Annotated in this window: 23 protein-coding genes and 1 riboswitch; of the genes, 11 read left to right on the forward strand and 12 right to left on the reverse strand. The window is 68.7% G+C overall.

Annotated elements, in window-relative coordinates; all coding sequences use genetic code 11:
- Both B551_RS18370 and thiC read right to left on the reverse strand, forming a co-directional pair.
- Positions 1–705 (reverse strand): FAD-binding oxidoreductase (locus B551_RS18370; RefSeq protein ID WP_023264745.1); only part of this gene is annotated, 705 nt, incomplete at its 3' end.
- 159 nt (positions 706–864) lie between these two features.
- Positions 865–2,763 (reverse strand): phosphomethylpyrimidine synthase ThiC, encoded by a 1,899-nt coding sequence (thiC, locus tag B551_RS18375; RefSeq protein WP_006578514.1) that lies wholly within the window; start codon positions 2,761–2,763, stop codon positions 865–867.
- 105 nt (positions 2,764–2,868) lie between these two features.
- A riboswitch (TPP riboswitch) is annotated at positions 2,869–2,970 on the reverse strand.
- A 255-nt stretch (positions 2,971–3,225) separates the two neighbouring features.
- Between thiC and B551_RS18380 the strand changes: the two genes are divergently transcribed.
- Positions 3,226–4,893, forward strand: a complete 1,668-nt coding sequence (locus B551_RS18380; RefSeq protein ID WP_006578513.1) for an acyl-CoA dehydrogenase family protein — start codon at positions 3,226–3,228, stop codon at positions 4,891–4,893.
- A 21-nt stretch (positions 4,894–4,914) separates the two neighbouring features.
- Here the strand turns inward: B551_RS18380 and B551_RS18385 are convergent, their stop codons facing one another.
- The 3 genes from B551_RS18385 to B551_RS18395 all read right to left on the reverse strand — a co-directional run bounded on the left by B551_RS18385 (position 4,915) and on the right by B551_RS18395 (position 8,250).
- A complete protein-coding gene (locus tag B551_RS18385) occupies positions 4,915–5,346 on the reverse strand; it encodes a hypothetical protein (RefSeq protein WP_006578512.1) in 432 nt (143 codons plus the stop codon).
- Between the two features lie 143 nt (positions 5,347–5,489).
- Entirely contained in the window at positions 5,490–7,061 is a 1,572-nt protein-coding gene (locus B551_RS18390; protein WP_023264746.1) for a GMC family oxidoreductase, read from the reverse strand.
- A gap of 226 nt (positions 7,062–7,287) precedes the next feature.
- Complete coding sequence (locus B551_RS18395) at positions 7,288–8,250, reverse strand: Kdo hydroxylase family protein (RefSeq protein WP_023264747.1); 963 nt, start codon at positions 8,248–8,250, stop codon at positions 7,288–7,290.
- A gap of 228 nt (positions 8,251–8,478) precedes the next feature.
- Here B551_RS18395 and B551_RS18400 point away from each other — a divergent pair, with 228 nt between their 5' ends.
- On the forward strand, positions 8,479–9,030 hold the full coding sequence (locus B551_RS18400) for an Hsp20/alpha crystallin family protein (RefSeq protein WP_006579604.1): 552 nt from the start codon (positions 8,479–8,481) through the stop codon (positions 9,028–9,030).
- A 43-nt stretch (positions 9,031–9,073) separates the two neighbouring features.
- Positions 9,074–9,493, forward strand: a complete 420-nt coding sequence (locus tag B551_RS18405) for an Hsp20/alpha crystallin family protein (RefSeq protein ID WP_006579605.1) — start codon at positions 9,074–9,076, stop codon at positions 9,491–9,493.
- Positions 9,494–9,896: 403 nt separating this feature from the next.
- Here B551_RS18405 and metK read toward each other — a convergent pair whose 3' ends face one another.
- Positions 9,897–11,060: a methionine adenosyltransferase gene (metK, locus tag B551_RS18410; RefSeq protein ID WP_023264748.1), complete on the reverse strand. Its 1,164-nt coding sequence runs from the start codon at positions 11,058–11,060 to the stop codon at positions 9,897–9,899.
- 358 nt (positions 11,061–11,418) lie between these two features.
- Here metK and B551_RS18415 point away from each other — a divergent pair, with 358 nt between their 5' ends.
- The 5 genes from B551_RS18415 to B551_RS18435 all read left to right on the forward strand — a co-directional run bounded on the left by B551_RS18415 (position 11,419) and on the right by B551_RS18435 (position 16,016).
- Entirely contained in the window at positions 11,419–12,273 is an 855-nt protein-coding gene (locus B551_RS18415; protein WP_006578524.1) for a lysophospholipid acyltransferase family protein, read from the forward strand.
- A gap of 9 nt (positions 12,274–12,282) precedes the next feature.
- On the forward strand, positions 12,283–13,257 hold the full coding sequence (locus tag B551_RS18420; protein ID WP_006578523.1) for a lysophospholipid acyltransferase family protein: 975 nt from the start codon (positions 12,283–12,285) through the stop codon (positions 13,255–13,257).
- Positions 13,254–14,147 (forward strand): lipid A biosynthesis lauroyl acyltransferase, encoded by an 894-nt coding sequence (locus B551_RS18425; RefSeq protein ID WP_006578522.1) that lies wholly within the window; start codon positions 13,254–13,256, stop codon positions 14,145–14,147. Before B551_RS18420 ends, B551_RS18425 begins: the two co-directional genes overlap by 4 nt.
- 93 nt (positions 14,148–14,240) lie before the next feature.
- Positions 14,241–15,113 carry a diaminopimelate epimerase gene (dapF, locus tag B551_RS18430; protein WP_006578521.1) on the forward strand — a complete coding sequence of 291 codons (873 nt, stop codon included), beginning with the start codon at positions 14,241–14,243 and terminating at the stop codon, positions 15,111–15,113.
- An 84-nt stretch (positions 15,114–15,197) separates the two neighbouring features.
- Positions 15,198–16,016, forward strand: coding sequence for a polyphosphate kinase 2 family protein (locus tag B551_RS18435; RefSeq protein WP_006578520.1), 819 nt, complete (start codon positions 15,198–15,200; stop codon positions 16,014–16,016).
- Here the strand turns inward: B551_RS18435 and pyrE are convergent, their stop codons facing one another.
- Complete coding sequence (gene pyrE, locus B551_RS18440) at positions 16,017–16,700, reverse strand: orotate phosphoribosyltransferase (RefSeq protein WP_006578519.1); 684 nt, start codon at positions 16,698–16,700, stop codon at positions 16,017–16,019.
- Positions 16,701–16,730: 30 nt separating this feature from the next.
- On the opposite strand from pyrE, the gene B551_RS18445 reads away from it, so the two are divergent.
- Both B551_RS18445 and argC read left to right on the forward strand, forming a co-directional pair.
- The gene (locus tag B551_RS18445; RefSeq protein ID WP_023264749.1) at positions 16,731–17,507 is read left to right on the forward strand and encodes an exodeoxyribonuclease III; all 777 of its coding nucleotides are present in this window, start codon (positions 16,731–16,733) and stop codon (positions 17,505–17,507) included.
- 96 nt (positions 17,508–17,603) lie between these two features.
- Complete coding sequence (argC, locus tag B551_RS18450) at positions 17,604–18,551, forward strand: N-acetyl-gamma-glutamyl-phosphate reductase (RefSeq protein ID WP_006578518.1); 948 nt, start codon at positions 17,604–17,606, stop codon at positions 18,549–18,551.
- A gap of 142 nt (positions 18,552–18,693) precedes the next feature.
- Here the strand turns inward: argC and B551_RS18455 are convergent, their stop codons facing one another.
- Positions 18,694–19,689, reverse strand: coding sequence for a M48 family metallopeptidase (locus B551_RS18455; protein WP_023264750.1), 996 nt, complete (start codon positions 19,687–19,689; stop codon positions 18,694–18,696).
- Between the two features lie 148 nt (positions 19,690–19,837).
- Between B551_RS18455 and B551_RS18460 the strand changes: the two genes are divergently transcribed.
- Positions 19,838–21,169, forward strand: a complete 1,332-nt coding sequence (locus B551_RS18460; protein WP_023264751.1) for a muropeptide transporter — start codon at positions 19,838–19,840, stop codon at positions 21,167–21,169.
- 185 nt (positions 21,170–21,354) lie between these two features.
- Here the strand turns inward: B551_RS18460 and B551_RS18465 are convergent, their stop codons facing one another.
- From B551_RS18465 to slmA, 4 genes are all read right to left on the reverse strand, one after another.
- On the reverse strand, positions 21,355–22,182 hold the full coding sequence (locus tag B551_RS18465) for an acyl-CoA thioesterase II (RefSeq protein WP_006577583.1): 828 nt from the start codon (positions 22,180–22,182) through the stop codon (positions 21,355–21,357).
- A 128-nt stretch (positions 22,183–22,310) separates the two neighbouring features.
- Positions 22,311–22,934 carry a methionine biosynthesis protein MetW gene (gene metW, locus B551_RS18470; RefSeq protein ID WP_006577582.1) on the reverse strand — a complete coding sequence of 208 codons (624 nt, stop codon included), beginning with the start codon at positions 22,932–22,934 and terminating at the stop codon, positions 22,311–22,313.
- Positions 22,931–24,169 (reverse strand): homoserine O-acetyltransferase, encoded by a 1,239-nt coding sequence (locus B551_RS18475; RefSeq protein ID WP_082928418.1) that lies wholly within the window; start codon positions 24,167–24,169, stop codon positions 22,931–22,933. The genes metW and B551_RS18475 overlap by 4 nt, the downstream gene beginning before the upstream one ends.
- A 344-nt stretch (positions 24,170–24,513) precedes the next feature.
- Positions 24,514–25,105 (reverse strand): nucleoid occlusion factor SlmA (slmA, locus tag B551_RS18480; RefSeq protein WP_023264752.1); only part of this gene is annotated, 592 nt, incomplete at its 5' end.

Raw genomic sequence — 25,105 nt, forward strand, 5'->3', positions numbered from 1 at the left:
GCCCCCGCCGCTGATGCCGCCCTCGGCGGGCCACGCGGCACGGGCGCCCAGGCCGCGGCAATCGAGCACGACGCGCGCGTCGATGCCAAGCCGCGGCAGGTCGCGCTCGTCGATCTCGCCCGCTTCCCAGACGCAATGCACGCCGGCGGAGACCGCGCAGGCCAGCAGCGCGCGCAGGGTGCCGCGGTTGTCCAGCTGGCCCTCGCCCTCGAGCAGCAGCCCTTGCTGGAAGCGGCCGGCCAGCGCGGGCTCGAGCGCCGCGATGCCCGCACCGTCGACCCGGTGCAGACGCTCGGCGACCAGCTCGGGCGGCGACACGGCGCGGATGCGGCTGGTGAACAGCGGCATCTCGCCGCGGTCGTGGGCGTGCCAGACCACCAGCGTGCCGTCCTGCTGGAAGAAGACGGGTTCGACCGCGGTGGGCCCGTCCGCCTGTTCGGCCGCCTGTTCGGCATTGAGCTCGGCCACCCATGCCCGCCACAGGTCCACGCTGGCGATGCCGAGCTCGACGATGCGGCGCTCGCTGATGGCCGATTCGGCCAGCGGCGCGAGCATCGCGGCGGCGACATGGGCGGCCGCGCCCGCGCCGTCGGGACCGGCGCGTTCCACCAGGGCCACGCGCAGCCCGGCCCGGACCAGGCGCCAGGCGGCCAGGCGCCCGGCCAGGCCGGCGCCGAGAATGGCGACGTCAAACTGCTGTTTCATGGGGTGTATTGTGCCAGCCCGGCCGCGGGCGGCCCGGGAACATCGAATTCGCCAGCAAGCCACTGCGTCGCCCCCGAACGCGGGGGCCCAGCGACTTCGCCTGTTGCGGCGGGGAAAAGCCGCTGGGTTCCCGCGCTCGCGGGAACGACACGCCGGTGTTTACGAGTAGATCTTGGCGCCCTTGCTGACGAACTCGATCGACTTTTCCTGCATGCCGCGTTCGGCTTGCGCGGCCTCGTCGGACTTCAGCGAGGCGGCGTAGTCGCGCACGTCCTGCGTGATCTTCATCGAGCAGAACTTCGGACCGCACATCGAGCAGAAGTGCGCGATCTTGGCGCCCTCGGCGGGCAGCGTCGCATCGTGGAAGGAGCGCGCGCGTTCCGGATCGAGGCCCAGGTTGAACTGGTCCTCCCAGCGGAACTCGAAGCGCGCCTTCGACAGCGCGTTGTCGCGTAGCTGCGCGCCGGGCCATCCCTTGGCCAGATCGGCGGCATGCGCGGCGATCTTGTAGGTGATGATGCCCTCGCGCACGTCTTCCTTGTCCGGCAGGCCCAGGTGCTCCTTCGGCGTGACGTAGCACAGCATCGCCGTGCCCATCCAGCCGATATTGGCCGCGCCGATGCCGCTGGTGATGTGGTCGTAGCCGGGGGCGATGTCGGTGACCAGCGGTCCCAGCGTGTAGAACGGGGCCTCGTAGCAGTGCTTCAGTTCCTCGTCCATATTGGCCTGGATGCGCTGCAGCGGCACGTGGCCCGGGCCTTCGATCATCACCTGCACGTCGTGCTTCCACGCCTTGGCGGTCAGCTCGCCCAGCGTGCGCAGCTCGCCGAACTGCGCTTCGTCGTTCGAGTCGGCGATGCAGCCCGGACGCAGGCCGTCGCCGAGGCTGAACGACACGTCATAGGCCTTCATGATTTCGCAGATCTCGTCGAAGTGCGTGTACAGGAAGTTTTCCTTGTGGTGGGCCAGGCACCATTTCGCCATGATCGAGCCGCCGCGCGACACGATGCCGGTCACGCGGTCCGCGGTCAGCGGCACATAGCGCAGCAGCACGCCGGCGTGGATCGTGAAGTAGTCGACCCCCTGCTCGGCCTGCTCGATCAGCGTGTCGCGGAACATCTCCCAGGTCAGGTCTTCGGCGATGCCGCCGGTCTTGTCCAGCGCCTGGTAGATCGGCACCGTGCCGATCGGCACCGGCGAATTGCGCAGGATCCATTCGCGCGTCTCATGGATATGCTTGCCCGTGGACAGGTCCATGATGGTGTCGGCACCCCAGCGGATCGACCAGACCATCTTCTCGACTTCCTCGGCCAGCGACGAGGTCACCGCCGAATTGCCCAGGTTGCCGTTGATCTTCACGCGGAAATTGCGGCCGATGATCATCGGCTCGAGCTCCGTGTGGTTGATGTTCGCGGGGATGATCGCGCGGCCCGCGGCCACTTCCTGGCGCACGAATTCGGGCGTGATGTCCTCCGGACGCAGCGGCAGGCCGGCGCCCAGCGCATTGCCGGGATGCTGGCGCAGCAGCGCCTTGTATTCGGGCTTGTCGTACAGCGCCTGCAGGTTCAGCGATTCGCGCAGCGCGATGTATTCCATCTCCGGCGTCACGATGCCGCGGCGCGCGTAGTGCATCTGCGTGACATTGGCGCCGGCCTTGGCGCGGCGCGGATTGGTCAGCTGCGCGAAGCGCAGGTGCGCGGTGGCCGGATCGTTGGCGCGCGCCTGGCCGTACTCGGACGACAGGCCCGGCAGCACCTCGGTATCGCCGCGTTCCTCGATCCATTTGGCCCGCACCGGCGGCAGACCGGCCTTCAGGTCGATGCGCACGTCGGGGTCGCTGTACGGGCCCGAGGTGTCGTAGACCGGAATCGGCGGGTTCGGCATCTCGCCGTGCTCGGTGCGCGTCGCGGTCTGCAGGATGGTGCGCATCGGCACGCGGATGTCCGGGCGGCTGCCGGTCAGGTAGGTCTTGTTCGACGCGGGGTAGGCGAACTTCTGGTCGAGATCGCTGGCGAGCGATTCGAAGGATGCGGCGGGGGCGGCGTTGTTGCGGGCCATGGATATCGTCCTCTCTCTTTGGGGGATGGACGAAACCAGGAGTCCTGTGAGCATGTCCCTCGGGGACCATGCTGGCGCGGCTGGAATGCGCGCCGGCGGGAACTGCGGGTCTTCAGTGAAACTTCCCACGCCGGTACTAACCGGATCGGGTTCGAAGGGACTCTCTCAGCCGCGCGGCCAATCCGCACGGCACCCCTGTTTCATCCAACGGGGCCAATTTAAGCACAAGGAAACTGGCTGCGCCAGCCTTGTTTCATTCGCACTGTGGTGCACTGCGGTATCGGATCGGCCCTTCGGCGTGACGCCTGGGCCGCCTGCGTCGGCGCCGGCCACGAGCGCCGGCGGTGCTCTACCATGCAGAAAGCGTGTCCACGCATGCACAGCGCGCCGGCGGCGATTGCAACGGCAATCGCAACGGCAACGGCGTGGACAGAGCCAGGAAAGCCCGCCACAGGAGACACCATGAGCACCAGCGACGCCGCCACTCACCGCGTCTTCAACCAGGTCCCCGATCTGGCGCACCACAACCTGTTCGCGATCGACACCGCGCTCGGCGCCGCACTCGAACGCCTTGGCGGCGGCTGGCATGCCGGCGAGCTGCGCGAGTTCGGCGCGACGCTGGGCCAGCCCGAGGTCCAGGCCTGGGCCGATCAGGCCAATCGCCATCCGCCCGAGCTGCACACCCACAGCCGCACCGGCGAACGGATCGACCAGGTCCGCTTCGATCCGAGCTGGCATGCGCTGCTGTCGCTGCTGCGCAGCCGCCAGCTGCAGGCGTTGCCGTTCGCGCAGCCGCGCCCTGGCGCCTGGGCCGCGCGCACCGCCGGCTATTTCCTGCAGGCGCAGCTCGAATCGGGCTCGCTGTGCCCGGCGACGATGACCTTCGCCAGCATCCCGGTACTGCAGAAGGAAGCCGCGCTGTTCAGCGAGCTGGCCCCGCGGCTCTATGCGACCGCGCACGATCCCGAGGACCTGCCCTGGCGCGACAAGCGCGCGGTGACGATCGGCATGGGCATGACCGAGAAGCAGGGCGGCTCGGACGTGCGCGCCAACACCACGGTGGCGCGGCCGGTGCGGGGCGAGGGCCGCGGCGCCGAGTACGCGTTGACCGGACACAAGTGGTTTTTCTCCGCGCCGATGTGCGACGCGCACCTGGTGGTCGCCCGCATGGGCGCCGAAGACGGGCCGCTGTCCTGCTTCTTCGTGCCGCGCTTTCGCGACGACGGCGGCCGCAACGCGATCCAGATCCAGCGGCTCAAGGACAAGCTGGGCAACCGCTCCAACGCCAGCAGCGAGGTCGAATTCCGCGGCGCCAGCGGCATCCTGATCGGCGAGGAAGGGCGCGGCATTCCGACCATCATCGAGATGGCCACCAATACCCGGCTCGATTGCGTGATCGGCAGCGCCGCGCTGCTGCGGACCGCGCTGATCCAGTCGATCCACCATGCGCGCCATCGCACGGCGTTCGGCAAGCGGCTCGCCGACCAGCCGCTGATGCGCAATGTGCTGGCCGATCTCGCGCTCGAGAGCGAGGCCGCGACGCTGCTGATGATGGAGCTCGCCCATGCGTTCGAACACGCAGCCACCGATCCGCTGGCCGGCGCGTGGAAGCGCATCGTCACGCCCGCCGCCAAGTTCTGGATCTGCAAGCGCGCGATCGAGGCGACCGGCGAGGCGATGGAGGTCTGGGGCGGCAACGGCTACGTCGAGGAAGGGCCGATGGCGCGGCTCTACCGCGAGGCACCGGTCAATTCGATCTGGGAAGGGTCCGGCAACATCATGTGCCTGGACGTGCTGCGCGCGATCCAGCGCAGTCCCGACGATGCGCTGCGCTTGCTGCAGGATCTCGGCCAGCGCGCCGGCGGGCATGCCGCGGTGCGCGCCGAACTTGCTTCGCTGCAGGCGATGCTGCGCGCCGCGCCGGAAGAACTGGAAACCTGCGCGCGCCGCTTCGCGCAGGGTCTGGTGCTGACCGCGCAGGCGGCGCTGATGCTGGCGCACGCCGATGCCGATAGCGCCGAGCGCTTCGTCGCCAGCCGGCTCGAGCGGCAGCATGGGCGCGTGTTCGGCACGCTCGACGGCGGCGCGGCACAGCTGGGCAAGCTGATCGAGCGGGCCTGGCCGGTTTGATCGCGGCAATTGCGGTCAGGTCTACTCGTTGGACTCGCCGTCGCGCAGCAGGCGCCGACATTGATCCAGATAGAACAGGCAGCAGGTGCCGCACCACAGGCCCGTGGCTGCGATGATCATTGCCACGCCAGGGTGGAGCGCTTGCGGGTCGCCGCGGACCAGCACAACGGCGCCGGCCAGGCCGATCGGCAGCGACATCGCCGTCGCCATGACCACGGTCGCCAGCGCGCGATGATGGCGCGTCAAGGCCCCGAGGGCGATCCAGGCACGCCGCAATCCGTCGGCGCCAGGATCGCGGGCGTTGTCGCCCTCGGTTTCGATCCAGTCGATCCGATGGGACGACAGCGGAGCGTTGGCGTTGGCGGCGCCGGGCGGCTGACGATGGCGCGCATCCGCGGGGGGCCGGCCGGCATGCCAGGCCGCGGCGGCCCTGGGGGTCCCTGTGCTTTGCACGGTGACTCTCCTTTCCATGGTGGGCTCACAGCATAAGGCTGTTCGCCGCCGCACAGGCTGCTGCCCGAGTATCGGTGTACCGAAAGTGGGAAAAAATGCGGCGAAAGCAGGGGAAACCGGCGCCCGCGGGGCGAGCGTGGCGCTCAGGCGCGTGCCAGCAAGGTCTCCAGCGCGCGCAGCCTCACCCGCGGACCGTGCCGTATCAGGTCGTGCGCGCGCTCGCCGATCATGATCGCCGGCGCATCGGCATCGCCGCCGGCCAGCGTCGGCATGATCGACGCATCGGCGACGCGCAGCGCCTCGACGCCGCGCACGCGCAATTGCGGATCGACCACCGACAGCGCATCGATGCCCATCCGGCAGGTGCCGGCCGGCCGCTCCGCGGCCTCGGCATGGGCGCGGACCAGCGCATCGATGGCCGCCTCGTCACCGGGATCGGCGCGCACCCCGCCGCAATACAGCGCCTTGCCGCCGAACGCGGCCAGCGGGGGCTGGGCGAGAATGCGCCGCACCAGCGCCACGCCCGCGATCAGGTCGCGCACGTCCTGCGGATCGCCAAGCAGCCCGGCCTCGACCAGCGGGCGCCGCTGCGGATCGCTGCCGGCCAGCCGCAACCTTCCGCGGCTGCGCGGACGCAGCAGCAGCACGCGGCATCCGTAGCTCTGGCCGTGCCCGCCGCCGTCGCCGCGCGCATGACCTGGACCGACGACGAAGCGCAGTTGCAGATCGGGTTCCGGCAATTCGGGCTGGCTCTTCAGCAGTGCGCCGGCGCTGATCGGCTCTGCCTGCGCCAGCGTGCTGCGCCGCCCGCCCAGTCCGGCGCCATGCCGCAACCAGTGCCATGCCGCGGCGAACGTCCTGCCGACCGACATGCCGATCGCCGATTGGACGCCGAACCAGCGCGGTCCAAACGATTGCCGCAGCGACGGCGGCGTCGGGCCGCGCTTGTGCAGCAGCATGCCGACCGGTTGCTGCAGGTTCAGCCCCACGCCCGGCAGATGCTGCACCACGCCGATGCCGTGCTCCTGCAGATGATCGGCGGGGCCGATGCCGGAAACCATCAGCAACTGCGGCGAGCCGATCGCGCCGGCTGCGAGCACCACCTCGCGCCGCGCGCGCAACGCGATTTGCCTGCCATGGCGCAGCGCCTGCACGCCGACCGCACGCCGTCCTTCGAAGACGATGCGCTGCGCCTGCATGCCGTGCAGAACCTGCAGATTGCCGCCGACGCCGCGATGCAGATAGGCGCGCGCGGCGCTCCACGGCTCGCCGCGATGGCGCGCGCTCTGGAACCAGCCGACACCCTCCTGCTCGGGGCCGTTGAAGTCGTCGTTGCGGGGATGGCCGGCGTGCGCGGCCGACTCGACGAAGTAGCGGGCCAGCGGCGAAGGCGCCGGCGGATCGCCGACATGCAGCGGGCCGTTGCCGCCATGCCAGGGATCGTCGTCGCGCCCCATCACGCGGGTATTGCATTCGGCGCGGCGAAAGCACGGCAGTACGTCGTCCCAGGACCAGCCGTCGCAACCGGCCTCGGCCCAGCCGTCGTAGTCGGATGGCGTGCCGCGCAGATAGGGGCCCCAGTCCGGCGCGTCATCGTCGGGCCAGGCGGCCTCGAGCAGTGCGATCGATTCGCTGCCGCTGTCAGCGAGCCTGCCGGCCAGCGCGCATGCCGCCGCGCCGCCCCCGATCACGATGTAATCGAAACTGGTGTCCATTTGTCCCCTCGCACGATGGCAAGTCGGCGCGCCGCTCGCTCGCGCGTCGGGCCGCCACCGAAGGCTGGCGGACGGGGCGCGAACGCGGTCTATGCTGCCCAGTGTAGGCGCTTTGTGGAGGGGCGGCGGGGGAAAGCGAGGGGCCGGACAAGCCCGGCGAAAGGAGGGGAACAGGGTGGAAACAAGGCAGGACGCGCGCCCGCGCGCCCTGCCCTTGCAGCGCGTATCAGGACTTCAGCATCGGCTTGCCCAGCATCCGCGATAGCACCGCTTCCGGCGAATGGGTGTGGTCCGAGATCGCGCGCGGATCGAGGTAATAGGTCTGCTCCATCATCGCGCGCCCGCGCATCGCGGCGTGCAGCACCTGGTCGCTGAAGACGATCCAGGTCGAACCCGGCGGGAAGTGGAATTCCTGCTGCGGCACCCTGGCCTGGTAGTCGAGGTCGGCCTTGGCCATGTCGTGCAGCTGCAGCATGCGGTGGTCGTATTCCGAACGCTCGCGCTTGGTGATATGCAGTTGCTTCATCAGCCAGGCCTGTCCCGGCCACATGCCCTTGGTACGCGGCACGAAACGTTTGGCGAAATCGGCGAACGGCTCGCCGACGCGCCACACCCGCGGCGCCTGCGGATCGATGTTGTGGAACACGCGCAGCAGGCGCTTGCCGAGCAGCGGATTGGACGGGAACGAATCGACGTGCAGCCGGGTGTCGTCCTTGCGCCAGCTGACCGGACGCCCGGCGATCTCGCTGGGCCGCAGCGAGGTGCCGGCGCGCTCCAGATGCGGACCGTATTCGGGGAACAGCGACAGCACCAGACGCTCGCTGTATTCCGCGTAGCGCCGGATCAGCGCATACAGGCCGGCGAGGTCCTGCGGGCTGCCGACGGCGCCGCGCACCGCGGAGTCGTTGGCGCGCAGGTTGATGTTCTTGGACTTGCCATCGGACCAGCGGCTGTCGAGGAAGCGTTCCTCGCCCGGCTCGAAGCGGAAATGCAGATCGGGGAAATACAGCACGGCGCCCTGCTCGAGCTCGCGGCGCAGGCCGGCGGCCGTTTCGGCGCGCAGCTGCGGCGCCCAGTCGGTATAGGGCTGCGGGCGGATCAGGTCCAGCCCGCCGGCAGCGGCGGGCGCAGCGGACGGTGCGGCGCCGCTGGCAGGCGCGGCGGGAGGGACAGCGGTTTGAACGGACATGGGATTCCTCGGCATGCTGGCGTGTGCCACGCCTGATGGCGCGATTCTACCGCCGCGCCGCGGAACGCTTCGCGCGCGCCCGCGGCCACGCATGCGACTCTTGAAGCGACGCGGTCCGACACTACATTCGTGTCGAAGCGCGCCGGCAAGGTCCGGCACGCGGGGGACCGGCCGCGCCGGTCCGAATGCACGACAGCCAGCAGTAGCAAGGAGCAAGGAGGGAATGCCATGTATGCATCGTTGCTGAGTTCTCCGGGCAGCCTGTTTGCCGAGTTCGACCGGCTGCAGCGCGAACTGCAGCAGGCCTTCTCGGCGCCGAGCAGCATCCGCGCGGTGGCGCGCGGCGCCTTTCCGGCGGTCAATATCGGCATGACGCCGTCCAGCGTCGAGGTCTATGCGTTCGCGCCGGGTATCGATCCGTCCACGCTCGACGTCAGCGTCGACCGCGGCCTGCTGACCATCGCCGGGCGGCGCAGCGCGCGGGTCGAGGGCACCGGGCAACAAACCGGGCAAAGCGACCCGTCGGCCAATCAGCAGGCCACTCAGCAGGCCAATCCGCAAGCCGGCCAGCAGGGCCAGCCGGCCCCGGGCGCGTCGAGCTTGCGCGACGACACCAACGTCTATGTGCGCGAGCGCTTCGACGGCAGCTTCCGGCGCGTGATTTCGCTGCCGGAGGACGTCGATACCGCCAGGATCGAGGCGACCTATCGCGACGGGCTGCTGCGGATCTCGATCGCTCGCCAGGAAGCGGCCCAGCCGCGCCGGATCACCGTGAACTGACCCGATCACTGACCCGATGATTGCACCGAGCAGGAGGTTCGACATGAACGATCAAGCCGTTACCCGGACCGAGCAGGACCGGAACGTGAACGTCAGCGGGAACACCAACGGCAACGGCAATGCCGGCACCAGCGGGACGCTGTTGCCGCGCGTGGACGTGACCGAGGATGCGACCGGCATCACGCTGCTGGCCGACCTGCCGGGCGTGTCGCGCGACACGCTGCAGGTGCGCGCCGACCGCGACAGCCTGACCATCGAGGGCGAGATTCGCCAGGAGATGCCCGAAGGGCTGGAGCCGGTCTATGCCGAGGTCCAGATCGCGCGCTACAAGCGCGTGTTCACGCTGAGCCGCGAGCTGGACAGCAGCGCGATCTCGGCGGTGCTCAAGGACGGCGTGCTGAATCTGCGGATTCCGAAGCAGGCCGAAGCGCAGCCGCGGCGGATCGAAGTGAAGGTGGGGTAAGTGGAGGTGGGGGAGAGAAGGCGGCGGTGGCGGCAGTCCGCGCCGCTGCCCTCTCCCCCGGCCCCTCTCCCGCAAGCGGGAGAGGGGAGGTGTTTCTCCCTCTCTTCCGTGGCGAAGAGGGGAGGTGTTTCTCCGTCTCTTCCGCGGCGAAGAGGGCAGGTCTTTCTCCCTCTCTCCCGCGGCGAAGAGGGCAGGTCTTTCTCCGTCTCTCCCGCGGGGGAGAGGGCAGGTCTTTCTCCCTCTCTCCTGCGGCGGAGATGGCAGGTCTTTCTCCCTCTTTCCCGCGGGGGAGATGGCAGGTCTTTCCCCCTCTCCCCCTCACGGGGAGAGGGTTGGGGAGAGGGGGTGGTCTTTCCCGCCCCCGGCTCCCTCGCGCCGGCCGAATGGACCCGGCGCCCGCGAATTACAGCCCGGCTGCCGCGCGCAGCGCCGCGGCCTTGTCGGTGGCTTCCCACGAGAATTCCGGTTCCTCGCGGCCGAAGTGGCCGTAGGCGGCGGTCTTTTCGTAGATCGGGCGCAGCAGGTCCAGCATCTGCACGATGCCCTTGGGCCGCAGGTCGAAGTGCTCCATCACCAGCTTGGCGATCGCCTCGTCGGAGATCTTGCCGGTGCCTTCGGTGTAGACCGTCACGTTGATCGGGCGCGCCACGCCGATCGCGTAGCTGACCTGCACCTGGCACTGGCGCGCCAGGCCCGCGGCCACCACGTTCTTGGCCACATAGCGGGCCGCGTAGGCCGCCGAGCGGTCGACCTTGGACGGATCCTTGCCCGAGAACGCGCCGCCGCCGTGCGGCGCCGCGCCGCCATAGGTGTCGACGATGATCTTGCGGCCGGTCAGGCCGCAGTCGCCCTGCGGGCCGCCGATGACGAAGCGGCCGGTCGGGTTCACCAGGTACTTGGTGTCCTTCAGCATCTCGGGCGGCAGCACCGGCTTGATGATCTCCTCGATCACCGCCTCGCGGATCTGCGCCTGCGTGATGTCCGGCGCGTGCTGGGTCGACAGCACCACGGTGTCGACGCTGTGCGGACGGCCGTCGACATAGCGCACCGTGACCTGCGACTTGGCGTCCGGACGCAGCCAGGGCAGGCGGCCGTCGCGGCGCAGTTGCGACTGGCGCTCGACCAGGCGGTGCGAGTAGTAGATCGGGAACGGCATCAGTTCCGGGGTCTCGTCGCAGGCATAGCCGAACATCAGGCCCTGGTCGCCGGCGCCCTGGTTCAGATAATCGTCGGAGGCGCGGTCGACGCCCTGGGCAATATCGGGCGATTGCTTGTCGTAGGCGACCAGCACCGCGCAGCCCTTGTAATCGATGCCGTAGTCGGTGTTGTCGTAGCCGATGCGCTTGATGGTTTCGCGCGCGACCTGGATATAGTCGACGTTGGCCGTGGTGGTGATTTCCCCGGCCAGTACCACCAGCCCGGTATTGCACAGCGTTTCCGCGGCGACGCGCGCGTACTTGTCCTGGGCCAGGATGGCATCCAGGACGGCGTCGGAAATCTGGTCGGCGACCTTGTCGGGATGGCCTTCGGAGACGGATTCCGAAGTAAACAGGAAGTCGTTTGCCACGAACTATTCTCCAGGTTGGCTACGGCGCCGGGATGGCGCTGTTCGAAACTTGTTGGCTATCGTTGGCTATTGCGTGCCAACCATGCTCAAACCTGGAGGGCGACGCTTTAGCGGTATTTCAGCCGGGCCGGATTCCCATCGGGATCCGGTCCGCATCGCCCCGCAAGTTGTCAGTTAACTCGGCGATGCGCGGTATTATACGCGCCTGCGCGGCGCGGCACACGCACCCCGCGGCAGGATGCCGATGCCATCGCTGCTGTCGGGGTTATCGGCCGCCGCCGGGAAACCACTGCCGGGGAAACAATATCCGCGGAAAAATGAACTCGCCGGCCCTGCTGCCGGCCATTGTTGGGACTCCATGACCTTCCTGTTCTGGCTGATTGCGCGCTTGCCGCTGGCATGGCTGCAAGCCATTGGCGGCGCGCTCGGCCTGCTGGCCGCACGCCTGCCCGGCCGCTACGGCAGGCGGCTGACCGAAAACTTCCGCCACGCCTATCCCGACGCCACCGACGAGATGCTGGCCGAGGCCGCCCGCTCCACCGGCCGGATGATGATGGAGATGCCGTATTTCTGGGGCCGCAAGACGCTGAGCAAGCGGCTCGCCCGGTTTTCCGAGCACACCTGGCCGGAACTGGACCGGCTGCTCGGCAAGGGCAACGGGCTGATCATGCTGGTGCCGCATCTGGGCTGCTTCGAGGTACTGCCACAGGCCTACGCGATGCGCCGCAAGGTGACCGCGCTGTACAAGCCGCCGCACCAGCCCTGGCTGCGCGACTGGATCGAGCGCATGCGCACCCGCCCGAACCTGGTGATGGCGCCTGCCACGCCGCGGGGCGTGCGCACGCTGCTCAAGGCCTTGAAGCGCGGCGAATCGATCGGCATCCTGCCCGACCAGGTGCCCACCGGCGGCGATGGGGTATGGGCGCCGTTCTTCGGCAAACCCGCGTACACGATGACGCTGGTCCAGCGTCTGCAGCAGCTGACGGGCGCGCCGATCGCCATGGTCTTCGCCGAGCGCACCGCCCGCGGCGCGACCTATGTCGCCCATATGCGGGTGCTGGAAGACATGCTGCCGGACAACCCCGCCGACGCCGCGGCCCTGCTGAACCGCACCGCGGAGTCGCTGGTGGCCGAGGCGCCGACCCAATACCTGTGGGGCTACAACCGCTACAAGCACCCGGCCGGTGCGGAGCTTCCGCCCCGGGCTGCGTGACCGACTTCCATGACTTTCCTGTTCTGGCTGATCTCCCGTCTGCCGCTGGCCTGGTTGCACGCCATCGGTGGCGCGCTCGGCCTGCTGGCCGCCAGGATGCCCGGCCGCTATGGCACCCGCCTGACCGAGAATTTCCGCCACGCCTTTCCGGACGCCACCGACGACATGATCGATGAGGCGGCTCGCTCGATGGGGCGCATGATCCTGGAAATGCCGTATTTCTGGACCCGGCACACCATCAAGGCAAAGCTGGTCGACTTCAACGAGGTGGTCTGGCCGACGCTGGACCGGCTGCAGGACCAGGGGCGCGGCGTGATCGTGCTGACGCCGCACCTGGGCTGCTTCGAGGTGCTGCCGCAGTCGTACGCGATGCGCCGGCCCGTCACGGTGCTGTTCAAGCCGCCGCACCAGCCCTGGCTGCGCGACTGGGTCGAACGCATGCGCAACCGCCCGAACATGACCAGCGCGCCGGCCAATCCGCGCGGCGTGCGGATGCTGGTCAAGGCGCTCAAGCGCAAGGAAGCCATCGGCATCCTGCCCGACCAGGTGCCGATCGGCGGCGAGGGCACGTGGGCGCCGTTCTTCGGCCGCCCGGCCTACACGATGACGCTGGTGCAGCGGCTGCAGCAATGGAGCGGCGCGCCGCTGGCGATCGTCGCTTCGGTACGGCTGCCGCGCGGCAGCGGCTATCGCGCCTTTGTGCGTGTCATCGAGGAGCCGCTGCCGGAAGATCCGGCCGCGGCCGCCGCCGTGATCAACGGCGTGGTCGAGGAACTGGTACGGCTGGCGCCGACCCAGTACCTGTGGGGCTACAACCGCTACAAGCACCCGGCCGGCGCGGAACTGCCGCCCGCGTGGCCCGCCGATGCCGAAGCCCCATCGCTGCCCACGCCGTCCGCCGCGCCGTCCACCACGCCGCCGGCACCGCTCAAGGCCGCCGACGCGGGCGCCACGGAATCGACTTCGTCCACTTCCCATCCATGAGCCGTCTTTTCACCTGGCTGGGCATCGGTCTGCTGACCGTGCTCGGCAAGCTGCCCTACCCCCTGGTCGCACGCTTCGGCGAGGGGCTGGGCAGCCTGCTGTATCTGTTCCCCAGTGGCCGCCGCGAGGTGGTCCGCGCCAACCTGCGGCTCGCCTTTCCCGACAAGTCCGAGGCCGAGATCGCCGAGCTGTCGCGCCAGTCGTTCCGCTCGGTGTTCCGCAGCTTCGCCGAGCGCGGCATCTTCTGGACCGGCAGCGAGGCGCAGATGCGCCGCTGGGTGCAGATCGACGACCAGGCCAACCTGGTCGCGCTCGACGGCGAGCCGCACATCCTGGTCACGCTGCACCTGTCGGGCGTCGAGGCCGGCGCGATCCGGCTGACCATCTATCTGCGCGACCACGTGGGCCGCTCCGGCGCCTCGCTGTACACCAAGCAGAAGAACGCGCTGTTCGACGGCTTCCTGAAGCAGGCGCGCGGCCGCTTCGGCGCGCACATGATCGCGCGCAACGACAGCGTGCGGGACATCATCCGCTGCCTGAAGAAGGGCGAGGCGCTGCAGTTGATCTCCGACATGGACTTCGGCGAGCGCGACTCGGAATTCGTGCCCTTCTTCGGCGCCCAGGCGCTGACGCTGACCTCGGTGTCGCGGCTGGCGCGGCTGACCGGCGCCAAGGTCGTGCCGATCTATACCGAGCAGCTGCCCGACTATCGCGGCTACGTGCTGCGGATCCTCCCCGCGTGGGACAACTATCCGGGCGAGAACGTGACAGAGGACACGCGCCGCATGAACGCGTTCTTCGAGGACTGCATCCGGCCGAGGATTCCCGAGTACTACTGGGTCCACAAGCGGTTCAAGAATCGCCCGCCCGGCGAGCCCGGGATATATTGACGCTGATGAGGGACCGGTACGCCGGTCCCAGGCATTGTTGAACCGCCCGCCGCGGCCCATCCATCGAACCAAGACCGCCCCGCCCTCCCCGCCATGAAAATCCAGTTCACCAAGATGCACGGCGCCGGCAACGACTTCGTCGTGCTGGACGGCATCCACCAGACCCTGAACCTGAGCACCGAGCAGTGGCGCGCGCTGGCCAGCCGCCATTTCGGCGTGGGCGCGGACCAGATCCTGATCGTCGAGAAGCCGACCCGCCCCGACGTCGACTTCCGCTACCGGATCTTCAATGCCGACGGCGGCGAGGTCGAGCACTGCGGCAACGGCGCGCGCTGCTTCGTCCGTTTCGTCACCGACCACGGCCTGACCGACAAGCGCTCGGTGCGGGTCGAGGTGATGAACGGCGTCATCACGCTGACGCTGCAGGACGACGGCCAGGTCACGGTCGACATGGGCGCGCCCGAGTTCGAGCCCGCGCGCATCCCGTTCCTGCCAGAGGGGCTGCCGACGCGGACCGAGGGCGACGACACGCTGTACGGCATCGAGACCAATGGCCGCACCGTGTGGATTTCCGCGGTGTCGATGGGCAATCCGCACGCGGTGCAGGTGGTCGATGACACCGAGCGCTTCCCGGTGCGCGAGGACGGCCCGGTGATCGAGCACCATGCGGCCTTCCCGAAGCGCGTCAATGCCGGCTTCATGCAGGTGGTCGACCGCAACACGATCCGGCTGCGCGTGTTCGAGCGCGGCTCCGGCGAGACGCTGGCCTGCGGCACCGGCGCCTGCGCGGCGGTGGTCGCCGGCATCCGGCGCGGCCTGCTCGATTCGCCGGTCAAGGTGCATACGCACGGCGGCGACCTGACCATCGCCTGGGATGGCGACGGCACGCCGGTGCGGATGACGGGCCCGGCCACCACGGTGTTCGAAGGTTCGATCGATCTGGACGCGCTGCAGCCGCGCGGCTGATTCAGCGACCTTGGGGGGCATGCCCCAGCGGCGCCCCGCCCCAGCGACCCTGCCGGAAGCCCGGCGCCCACGCGGAGACGCGCCATGCCAGACACCCCGCTCGACCCCTACCGCATCGCCAATGGCAAGGGATTTCGCCTGGACCGCTTCGACGCGGGCGCCAGGCCCTTCTCCAGCGGCGACAAGACCAGCGACCGGGCTCGCCTGACCGAGCTGTCGACGCATCTGGACGAGCAGCAGGACATCTTCTACGCCGAGCAGTCACGCAAGCTGCTGGTGATCCTGCAGGGGATGGACACCAGCGGCAAGGACGGCACCGTGCGCGGCGTGTTCCGCAGCTTCGATCCGCTCGGCGTGCGCGTGGTCGGCTTCAAGGCGCCGACCGCGGAGGAGAAGGCGCGCGACTACCTGTGGCGCATCCACGCTCAGGTGCCGCGCGCCGGCGAGATCGCGGTGTTCAACCGCAGCCACTACGAGGACGTGCTGATCACGCGCGTGCATGGCTGGATCGACGCGGCCGAGTGCGAGCGCCGCTATCGGCAGATCCGCCACTTCGAAAGCCTGCTGGCCGAGACCGGCACCACGCTGGTCAAGTGCTTCCTGCATATTTCGAAGGACGAGCAGAAGGCGCGCCTGCAGGCGCGGCTCACCGATCCGCACAAGCACTGGAAGTTCGATCCCAATGACCTGGCCGAGCGCCGGCACTGGGACGCCTATATGGACGCCTACCAGGACGCGATCGCCGCGACGGCGACGCCGGACGCGCCCTGGCATGTGATTCCCGCCGATTCGAAGACGCACCGCAATCTGATGATCGCGGAGATCCTGCGCGAGACCTTCGCGCGGCTCAAGCCGGCCTATCCGCCGTCGGCGCCGGGACTGGACCAGCTGAAGGTCGACTGATCAGACGCCGTAGCGCTGGCGGTAGGCGGCCACCGCGTCGCGCGACGCACCCAGCGCGGGGTCCTGCGCGGCGTCCAGGTATGCCAGCAGATCGGCCAGCGAGGCGATCGCGATCACCGGCACGCCGAATTCGCGCTGCACGTCCTGCACCGCCGAATGGGCGCCGATCTGCTCCGCGGTGCCGCTTCTCTCCATCCGGTCCAGCGCGATCAGCACCGCGGCAGGCTCCGCGCCGGCGGCACGGATCATCTGCACCGATTCGCGCACCGAGGTGCCGGCCGAAATCACGTCGTCGACGATCACCACCTTGCCCTGCAGCTTTGCGCCGACCAGCGTACCGCCCTCGCCGTGGTCCTTGGCTTCCTTGCGGTTGTAGGCGAAGCCGACATTGCGGCCCATGCCGGCCAGCGCCACCGCGGTGGCGGACGCCAGCGTGATGCCCTTGTAGGCCGGCCCGAACAGCATGTCGAATGCGACACCCGAGGCCAGCAGGGTTTTCGCATAGAATTGCGCCACCTGGCCCAGCGTGGCGCCCTCGTTGAACAGCCCCGCGTTGAAGAAATACGGCGACTTGCGTCCCGCCTTGGTGACGAACTCGCCGAAGGACAGCACGCCCGCGTCCAGCGCGAAGCGGATGAAGGTCTGGCTGAGGTCGTCCGCCGCCGGCGTGGTTTGCTGCGTCATCTTTTCTCTCTGTTCCAAAAATTTCCCGAGATGTTACGGATTATCAGTGCCAACCTCAACGGCATCCGCTCCGCCAGCAAGAAAGGCTTCTTCGACTGGATGGGCAAGCAGGACGCCGACATGGTCTGTGTGCAGGAGCTCAAGGCGCAGGCCGCCGACATGACCGAGGCCTTCCTCGCCCCGCACGGCTATCACGGCTACTTCCACTACGCCGAGAAGAAGGGCTACAGCGGCGTCGGCCTGTACACGCGCCACAAGCCCGAGCGCGTGATCACCGGCTTCGGCAATGCCGAGTTCGACAGCGAGGGGCGCTACGTTGAAGTGCAGTATCCGCATCTGGCGGTGATCTCGGTCTACGTGCCGTCGGGCTCCAGCTCCGAGGAACGGCAACTGGCCAAGTACCGTTTCATGGAGGCCTTCCTGCCCCATCTGCTGCAGCTCAAGGCCAGCGGGCGCGAGATCGTGCTGTGCGGCGACGTCAACATCGCGCACAAGGAAATCGACATCAAGAACTGGAAGGGCAATCTGAAGAACTCCGGCTTCCTGCCCGAGGAGCGCGCCTGGATCGGCGAGCTGTTCGACGTGCACGGCTATGTCGACGTGTTCCGCAAGCTCGACCCGCGGCCCGAGCAGTACACCTGGTGGAGCAACCGCGGCCAAGCCTACGCGAAGAACGTCGGCTGGCGCATCGACTACCACCTGGCGACGCCGAAGATCGCCGACACCGCAAAGGCCTGCTCGATCTACAAGGACGAGAAGTTCAGCGACCACGCGCCGCTGTCGATCGACTACGACTTCCCGCTGTAACGGGGCCGCCCGGCCGCCGGGGCGGATTGCCGCTGCGATGCCGGGGCATCCTCGCTACAATGCACCTCTTACCCGTAATACCCAAGCGAGTCCACCATGGCATTCAAAGTGTTCGTCGACGGCCAGGAAGGCACCACCGGCCTTCGGCTGCTCGATTATCTGTCCGGCCGTTCCGATGTCGAACTGCTGCGCATCGCGGAAGACAAGCGCAAGGATCCGGCCGAGCGAGCACGCTTCCTGAACGCCGCCGACGTGGCCTTCCTGTGCCTGCCGGACGTGGCCTCGCGCGAGGCGGTGTCGCTGGTGACCAATCCGGACACCTGCGTGATCGACGCCAGCACGGCGTTCCGCACCGCCGACAACTGGGCCTACGGCCTGCCCGAACTGGTGCGCGGCCAGCGCGAGAAGATCCGCGCCAGCAAGCGCATCGCGGTGCCGGGCTGCCACGCCAGCGCCTTCGTGCTGGCCGTGCGTCCGCTGGTCGATGCCGGCGTGATGCAGCCCGACTACCCCGTCACCGCGTTCTCGCTGACCGGCTACAGCGGCGGCGGCAAGAAGATGATTGCGGACTTCGAGGCGGGCGGCAATCCGAAGCTCGACAGCCCGCGCGCCTACGCGCTGGGGCTGGAGCACAAGCATCTGCCCGAGATGCGGGTGCAGACCGGCCTGGCGCAGGCGCCGATCTTCAGCCCGATCGTCGGCAAGTTCTACAAGGGCCTGGCCGTGACGGTGCCGGTGTTCCCGGATCGGTTGGCGCGCAAGGTCACGCCGGAGCAAGTCGCCGAGATCTACCGCAAGCACTACGAGGGCGAGCAGTTCGTGCGCGTGATGCCCGCGGCCAGCGACGAGCATCTGGACAACGGCTTCTTCGACGTGCAGGCCAACAACGACACCAACCGCGTCGACCTGTTCGTGTTCGGCTCGGCGGACCGCATCGTGCTGATCGCGCGGCTGGACAACCTCGGCAAGGGCGCGGCCGGCGCCGCGGTGCAATGCATGAACGTGCATATCGGCGCGGACGAGGCGACCGGGCTGACCGCCTGACGCTTTCCTGCCTGACCGAAGCAAACGGCCCCTGAATCAGGGGCCGTTTGCTTTTGTCGGCAAGCTTGTCGTCCCCGCGAATGCGGGGACCCAGTGACTTCACAAGACGCTGGGTACCGCCTGCGCGGGAACGAGGCCTGTGCTACCGCTTCAGCGGCTGCTGCTTGTCCTCGTCGCCGCGGTCCACCGGCGCGTTGGCGAGGCCGCCCATATTGGTCCGGTAGGCCGGCAGCCGGTCGACGGTGGTGCCGATCGCCCGCGCGTACAGCGGCAGCACCTCGGGCATATGCCGCTGCAGCTCGGCGATGCGCGACTGGCCGGACGGGTGCGTGGACAGGAAGTCCATGCTGGCGCCGGCCGCCGACGACTGCGACACCTTGCCCATCTTCTGCCACAGCGTCACCGCGGCGCGCGGATCGTAGCCCGCGCGCGCCGCGATATCCATGCCGACCAGATCGGCCTCGGTCTCGTCCGAGCGCGAGAACTTCAGCGTCAGCAGATGCGCGCCGGTGCCCAGCGCCAGATTGCCCAGGTTGCCGAAGCCGAACAGCTGCGAAATGACGTTGGCGCCGAGGTTGGTGATCTCGGCCTTGGCGGCGCGCTCGCGCGCATGCTCCTGCAGCGCGTGGGCGATCTCGTGGCCGATCACCATCGCCAGCTCGTCGTCGGTCGGCTTGATCTGGTCCAGAAAGCCGGTATAGACCGCGATCTTGCCGCCGGGCATGCAGAACGCATTGACCTGCTTGGCCTTGATCAGGTTGACCTCCCACTTCCAGCCACGGGCGCGGTCGTTCCAGCGCCCGGCCTGCGGCAGGATGCGTTCGGAGATCGTGCGCAGGCGCGCCAGCCGCGGATCGTTGGACGGCGCCAGCGCGCCCTTGGCGCGTGCCTCCTGCTTGATCTGCTCGTATTCCTGCGCGGCCTGCTGTTCGATCGCCTCGGCCGGCACCAGTTGGCTGACCGCGCCACCGCCGCGCTGCACATTGACGCCGTCCGACTGCGCCAGCGCGGCGGGCGCGCCCAGCAGCGCGACGGCGCCGAGCATGGCCAGCGTCAGCCGGCGCAGCGGCGCCGCGAGCCCGAGCGAACGCGAGGAAGGAACGGCAATGCGGGGAACGGCAACGGAGGGAGCGGACATGGCCAGACGCAAGGGAAGGGGCATCGTTTCAACGAGAATGCGACAGACATCACGAAGGCTGATGCAATAATACACGGCGCCCGATCGCCACCCAGGGCCCTCCAGGCACTTCCACCGCCTGTTCCGCCCGGCCCCTGCTCCCGCCTTCATGACCTTCCAAGACTATCTCGATATTTTCCGCAACCGCCGCATCGGCGCGATGCTGACACTGGGCTTTGCCTCGGGGCTGCCGCTGGCGCTGACCTCGGGCACGCTGCAGGCCTGGATGACGGTCGAAGGGCTGGACATCAAGACCATCGGCTTCTTCTCGCTGGTCGGCCAGGCCTACATCTTCAAGTTCCTGTGGGCGCCGCTGATGGACCGCTACACGCCGCCGTTGCTGGACCGGCGGCGCGGCTGGCTGCTGCTGACGCAGGTCGGCCTGGTGCTCGGCATCGCCGGCATGGCGTTCTGCCCGCCGCGCGAGGCGCTGTGGCTGCTGGCGGGGCTGGCCACGCTGGTGGCCTTCCTGTCGGCCTCGCAGGACATCGTGTTCGACGCCTACAGCACCGACGTGCTGCGGCCCGCCGAGCGCGGCGCCGGCGCGGCGGTCAAGGTGCTGGGCTACCGGCTGGCGATGCTGGTCTCGGGCGGCCTGGCGCTGTGGCTGGCCGACCGCGTGCTGGGCTGGCAGCAGATGTACCTGCTGATGGCGGCGCTGATGGCGGTCGGCCTGCTGACGCTGCCGTGGGCGCCGCGCGCCGAATCGCCGCCGCGCGCGCCGCGCTCGCTGGAGGAGGCGGTGGTCGGCCCGCTGCGCGACTTCTTCGGCCGCACCGGCGCCTGGTGGCTGCTGGGGCTGATCGTGCTGTACAAGCTCGGCGACGCCTTCGCCGGCAGCCTGTCGACGACCTTCCTGATCCGCGGCGTGGGCTTTTCCGCTGGCGAGGTGGGGCTGGTCAACAAGACGCTGGGCCTGGCCGCGACCATCATCGGCGCGCTGTTCGGCGGCACGCTGATGGTCAGGCTCGGCCTGTACCGCTCGCTGATGCTGTTCGGCGTGCTGCAGGCCGTGTCGAACTTCGGTTACTGGTTGCTGGCGGTGACGCCCGCCCATCTGTGGTCGATGGGCGCGACCATCGCGGTCGAGAACCTGTGCGGGGGCATGGGCACCGCGGCGTTCGTCGCGCTGCTGATGGCGCTGTGCAACCGCTCGTTTTCGGCGACGCAGTATGCGCTGCTGTCGGCGCTGGCCTCGGTCGGACGCGTCTATGTCGGCCCGACCTCGGGCTATCTGGTCGAATCGTACGGGTGGGCGCCCTTCTATCTCGGCACGGTGCTGGTCGCGCTGCCGGGGCTGCTGCTGCTGCGTGCGATGCGCGGCACGGTCGAGCGCTATGAAAGCCAGACGCGCACGGCGTCCGTCGAGGCTGCGGGTGTTCCCCCTCTCCCGCTTGCGGGAGAGGGCCGGGGAGAGGGCAAGGGCGTTCGCGAGGGCTGACGCGGTAGTGGGTCAGCGGGCGCCGCTGCCCTCTCCCCCACCCCTCTCCCGCGAGCGGGAGCGGGGAGCCGAATGCGAGCGACCGCGGCAGAGGAGCCGGTCCGAAGCGGTATCCCTTAGCGGACTACCGGTTGGCTCCCTCTCCCGCTTGCGGGAGAGGGCTGGGGAGAGGGCAGCAGGCGCCTCTACTGCTTGTAGTAAACGATCTGATGCGAGCTCGCCAGCAGCTCGCCGTCCGGGCTCCACAGCTGCGCGCTCTGGTCGAAGAAGCCCTGCCGGAACACCTGCGCCCGCGCGCTGCCCAGCGCGTGCCGATCGCCCAGCGCCCCCAGCGTGGCGGCATCCGCGTGGAAGTAAGTCGTCAGCGAGACCGTGCCGGCCGGCACGAAGCCGGCGCGCTTGAGGAAGATGCGCGGATAGAAGCTGTCGCACCAGGCAGCGATCGACGCATAGTCGGGCGTGCGCGCCGGATGGTCGCGCAGCCAGAACTGCGTCAGGCTGTCGGGATGCTCGGTGCCCGGTTCGGCGGTTGCAGGCTTGGCGCCGCGCACGGGGCGCATCTCGTAGGACTTGAGCCAGCGCACCGGCGCGAAGCCGCTCGGCAGCGGCGCGATGGCGTCGGCCGGCGGCACGTCGGGAAAGATGGCCTCGCCGCAGCCCCAGGTATCGCGCCGCACCGCGAACACCGCGCTGGCGGTAGTCGCCACCTCGCCGTTCTGTACCAGTTCCAGCGACCAGTGCTGCGTCGAGCGGTTGGTGCGCGAGGGCCGCGCCTCGATCGTGAACGGGCCCTCGGCGATCGGTCCGGCGAAATTGACGGTCAGCGCGATCGGATCGCCGAGCCGCTGCGGATGCTGTAGCGCCGCCTGCAGCAGCGTCGCCGCGGTGATGCCGCCGTACGGCCCGATCATGTTCCAGTACGACTCGGTGGTGCGGCCGGCGAAGCGGTGCTCGCCGGCGGGGGTCAACGCAATCGCGTCGTCGAAGGGATGCAGCTCGGATGTCGCGGACATGGGGCCTCGCCGAAAAAGCGAACGATCGTTCGGAATTTCCGTACGGTAGTCGCCCGAGTGGCCGCACGTCAAGTGCCGGCCACTCCGTTCGAGGCCATCCTCGGACCGAACCGATCGGGCCGAACCGATCAGGCGGAGCAGACCCGATAGACCGCCAGGCTGCCGCGCCAGTTGACGCCCCAGTTGACCGTGATGCCCTCGTGCATCACCACGCGATCGAGGATGCGCAGCCCGACCTTGGGCGCCAGCGCCTCGAAGTCGCTGATGGTCAGCACGCGCACGTTCGGCGTGTCGTACCACTGGTAGGGCAGCGACTCGGACACCGGCATGCGGCCGCGGAACACCGACAGCCGGTGCGGCCAGTAGCCGAAGTTCGGGAACGACACGATGCATTCGCGGCCGACGCGCAGCGTGTCGCGCAGCACCTGCGCGGTGTTGTGGATGGTCTGCAGCGTCTGCGACAGGATCACGGTGTCGAAGCTCTTGTCCTCGAACAGCGCCAGCCCGCCCTCCAGGTTCTGCTGGATGACATGCACGCCCTTCTGCGCGCACGCCAGCACGCCCTCGTCGCGGATCTCGATGCCGTAGGCCTGCACGTCGAGCTCGTCCTGCAGCACGCGCAGCAGGCTGCCGTCGCCGCAGCCCAGGTCGAGCACCGTCGCATTCGGTTCGATCCAGCGCGCGATCGCGCGGAAGTCCGGCCGCCGTGCCAGCACGCCGTTGGCCGCTTCGGTGATGGACTTGGCATTCATGCGCCGATCTCCCGGGCAATGCGTTCGTAATAGGCGCGCATCAGGTTGTGGTAACGCGGATCGTCGAGCAGGAAGGCATCGTGGCCGTGCGGGGCGTCGATCTCGGCGTAGCTGACCGGCCGCTTGTTGTCGAGCAGCGCCTTGACCAGCTCGCGGCTGCGGCTTGGCGCAAAGCGCCAGTCGGTGGTGAAGCTGGCAACGAGGAAGCTGGCCCGGGTATGCGCAACCGCACGGGTCAGGTCGCCGCCGAAGGTCAGCGCGGGATCGAAGTAGTCGAGCGCGCGCGTGATCAGCAGATAGGTATTGGCGTCGAAGTACTCGGCGAACTTGTCGCCCTGGTAGCGCAGATAGCTCTCGACCTGGAACTCGACGTCGAACGAGAAGCGGATGTCCTCGGCCTTGAGCTCGCGGCCGAATTTCGCCGCCATGTCCTCGTCGGACAGGTAGGTGATATGGCCGATCATCCGGGCCACGCGCAGCCCGCGCTTGGGCTTGACGCCATGCGCGTAGTAGTTGCCGCCGTGGAAGTCGGGGTCGGACAGGATCGCGCTGCGCGCGACCTCGTTGAAGGCGATGTTCTGCGCCGACAGCTTCGGCGTCGAGGCGACCACGATGCAATGGCGCAGCCGCTCCGGATACATCAGGCTCCAGGCCAGCGCCTGCATGCCGCCGAGGCTGCCGCCCATCACCGCGGCGAACTGCTCGATGCCGAAGGCATCGGCCACGCGCGCCTGCGCATTGACCCAGTCCTCGACCGTGACCACCGGGAAGGCGGCGCCGAACGGTTGGCCGGTGGCCGGGTTCAGGCTCATCGGACCGGTCGAGCCGAAGCACGAGCCGAGATTGTTGATGCCGATCACGAAGAAGCGGTCGGTGTCGAGCGGCTTGCCGGGGCCGACCATGTTGTCCCACCAACCGACGTCGCGCGGATCGTGCGCGTAGACGCCGGCCACATGATGCGAGGCGTTCAGTGCGTGGCACACCAGCACGGCATTGGTCCGCGTGGCATTGAGCGTGCCGTAGGTTTCGACCATCAGGTCGTAGCCGGCCAGCGAAGAGCCGTTGCGCAGCGGCAGCGGCTCGGCGAAATGCATGCGCTGCGGCGTCACGATGCCGACCGAGTCGGGCGGCAGGGGCAGGTGCAGCGCGGCGGCGGCAGCGGCGTCCGAAGCAGTGCCGGAAGCGGCCGGTTCCACCGGGTCCGCATGCGCGGATGGCGAGGCAACGTCAGTCATGTAGGCGGGCCCGCGCGAAGCAGGCATCAAAAAACCCGACCGGTCTTGCGTCTGGAATCACGCAGCCAAGTCGGGTTGTTTCGCACCGGATGCTTCGCTGTCCGCCGCGCGGTGGCGTTGTCCCTGAAATGCGTTCCTGTCGAATCGCGAATCGGAGAGGGGGCGCCGACCAACCTCTTTAGCCGCATTTATAGTGGCGGGAAATTTCCCCGCCGCGCGCCCGCAAGCCAGTCATCAAATCGGCGCGACCGGCAGATTATAGAGCAAAGCGATAGACATCAGCTGAAGTCGGCAGAAGGGGCGCGCGGAGATGAATATCGACGGCCGCAGTCCGGCTACGGGGATCAGCCCAGCAGCACGCGCAGCTGCGCGTCGATCTGCCCGGCCGGCAGCTTGCGAAAGCCGCTCTTGGCATAGCGATGCCAGTGCCCCTGCACCGTGGCGACAATCAGCGCGGCCCGTGCCGATACGTCGGCGTCGGCCGGAAACGCGCCCTGCGTCGCGGCGACCTTCAGGCATTGGCGGATCGACGCCTCGATCCGGTCCACCAGCTGATTGATGCGTTCCTGCAGCCGCTCATGCTCGCCGACCAGCGCCTCGCCGGTCAGCACGCGCGTCATGCCCGGATTCTTCTCGGCGAACGACAGCAGCATCCGCACGATGGCCTGCACCTGGCGCAGCCCGTGCTCCTCCTGCGTGGTGATCTGGTTGATCAGGCCGAACACGGTCTGCTCGATAAAGGCGATCAGCCCCTCGAACATCTGCGCCTTGCTGGCGAAATGCCGGTACAGCGCGGCCTCGGAGACGCCGAGCCGGGCGGCCAGCGCGGCGGTGGTGATGCGTTCGGAGCGCGGGTGCTCGAGCATGCCGGCGAGCGTCTGCAGGATCTGCACGCGCCGCTCGCCGGGGCGCGGCCGCTTGCGCGCGACCACGGCC

The organism is Cupriavidus sp. HPC(L), assembly GCF_000307735.3.
Taxonomy (GTDB): domain Bacteria; phylum Pseudomonadota; class Gammaproteobacteria; order Burkholderiales; family Burkholderiaceae; genus Cupriavidus.

Coding starts and splice junctions, on each gene's coding strand:
- thiC (WP_006578514.1), bottom strand. CDS start 2,763: ATGGCCCGCAACAACGCCGCCCCCGCCGCATCCTTCGAATCGCTCGCC.
- B551_RS18445 (WP_023264749.1), top strand. CDS start 16,731: ATGTTACGGATTATCAGTGCCAACCTCAACGGCATCCGCTCCGCCAGC.
- B551_RS18425 (WP_006578522.1), top strand. CDS start 13,254: ATGAGCCGTCTTTTCACCTGGCTGGGCATCGGTCTGCTGACCGTGCTC.
- dapF (WP_006578521.1), top strand. CDS start 14,241: ATGAAAATCCAGTTCACCAAGATGCACGGCGCCGGCAACGACTTCGTC.
- metW (WP_006577582.1), bottom strand. CDS start 22,934: ATGAATGCCAAGTCCATCACCGAAGCGGCCAACGGCGTGCTGGCACGG.
- B551_RS18405 (WP_006579605.1), top strand. CDS start 9,074: ATGAACGATCAAGCCGTTACCCGGACCGAGCAGGACCGGAACGTGAAC.
- B551_RS18460 (WP_023264751.1), top strand. CDS start 19,838: ATGACCTTCCAAGACTATCTCGATATTTTCCGCAACCGCCGCATCGGC.
- B551_RS18400 (WP_006579604.1), top strand. CDS start 8,479: ATGTATGCATCGTTGCTGAGTTCTCCGGGCAGCCTGTTTGCCGAGTTC.
- B551_RS18420 (WP_006578523.1), top strand. CDS start 12,283: ATGACTTTCCTGTTCTGGCTGATCTCCCGTCTGCCGCTGGCCTGGTTG.
- B551_RS18475 (WP_082928418.1), bottom strand. CDS start 24,169: ATGACTGACGTTGCCTCGCCATCCGCGCATGCGGACCCGGTGGAACCG.
- B551_RS18435 (WP_006578520.1), top strand. CDS start 15,198: ATGCCAGACACCCCGCTCGACCCCTACCGCATCGCCAATGGCAAGGGA.
- B551_RS18390 (WP_023264746.1), bottom strand. CDS start 7,061: ATGGACACCAGTTTCGATTACATCGTGATCGGGGGCGGCGCGGCGGCA.
- B551_RS18415 (WP_006578524.1), top strand. CDS start 11,419: ATGACCTTCCTGTTCTGGCTGATTGCGCGCTTGCCGCTGGCATGGCTG.
- pyrE (WP_006578519.1), bottom strand. CDS start 16,700: ATGACGCAGCAAACCACGCCGGCGGCGGACGACCTCAGCCAGACCTTC.
- B551_RS18465 (WP_006577583.1), bottom strand. CDS start 22,182: ATGTCCGCGACATCCGAGCTGCATCCCTTCGACGACGCGATTGCGTTG.
- B551_RS18395 (WP_023264747.1), bottom strand. CDS start 8,250: ATGTCCGTTCAAACCGCTGTCCCTCCCGCCGCGCCTGCCAGCGGCGCC.
- B551_RS18380 (WP_006578513.1), top strand. CDS start 3,226: ATGAGCACCAGCGACGCCGCCACTCACCGCGTCTTCAACCAGGTCCCC.
- B551_RS18455 (WP_023264750.1), bottom strand. CDS start 19,689: ATGTCCGCTCCCTCCGTTGCCGTTCCCCGCATTGCCGTTCCTTCCTCG.
- argC (WP_006578518.1), top strand. CDS start 17,604: ATGGCATTCAAAGTGTTCGTCGACGGCCAGGAAGGCACCACCGGCCTT.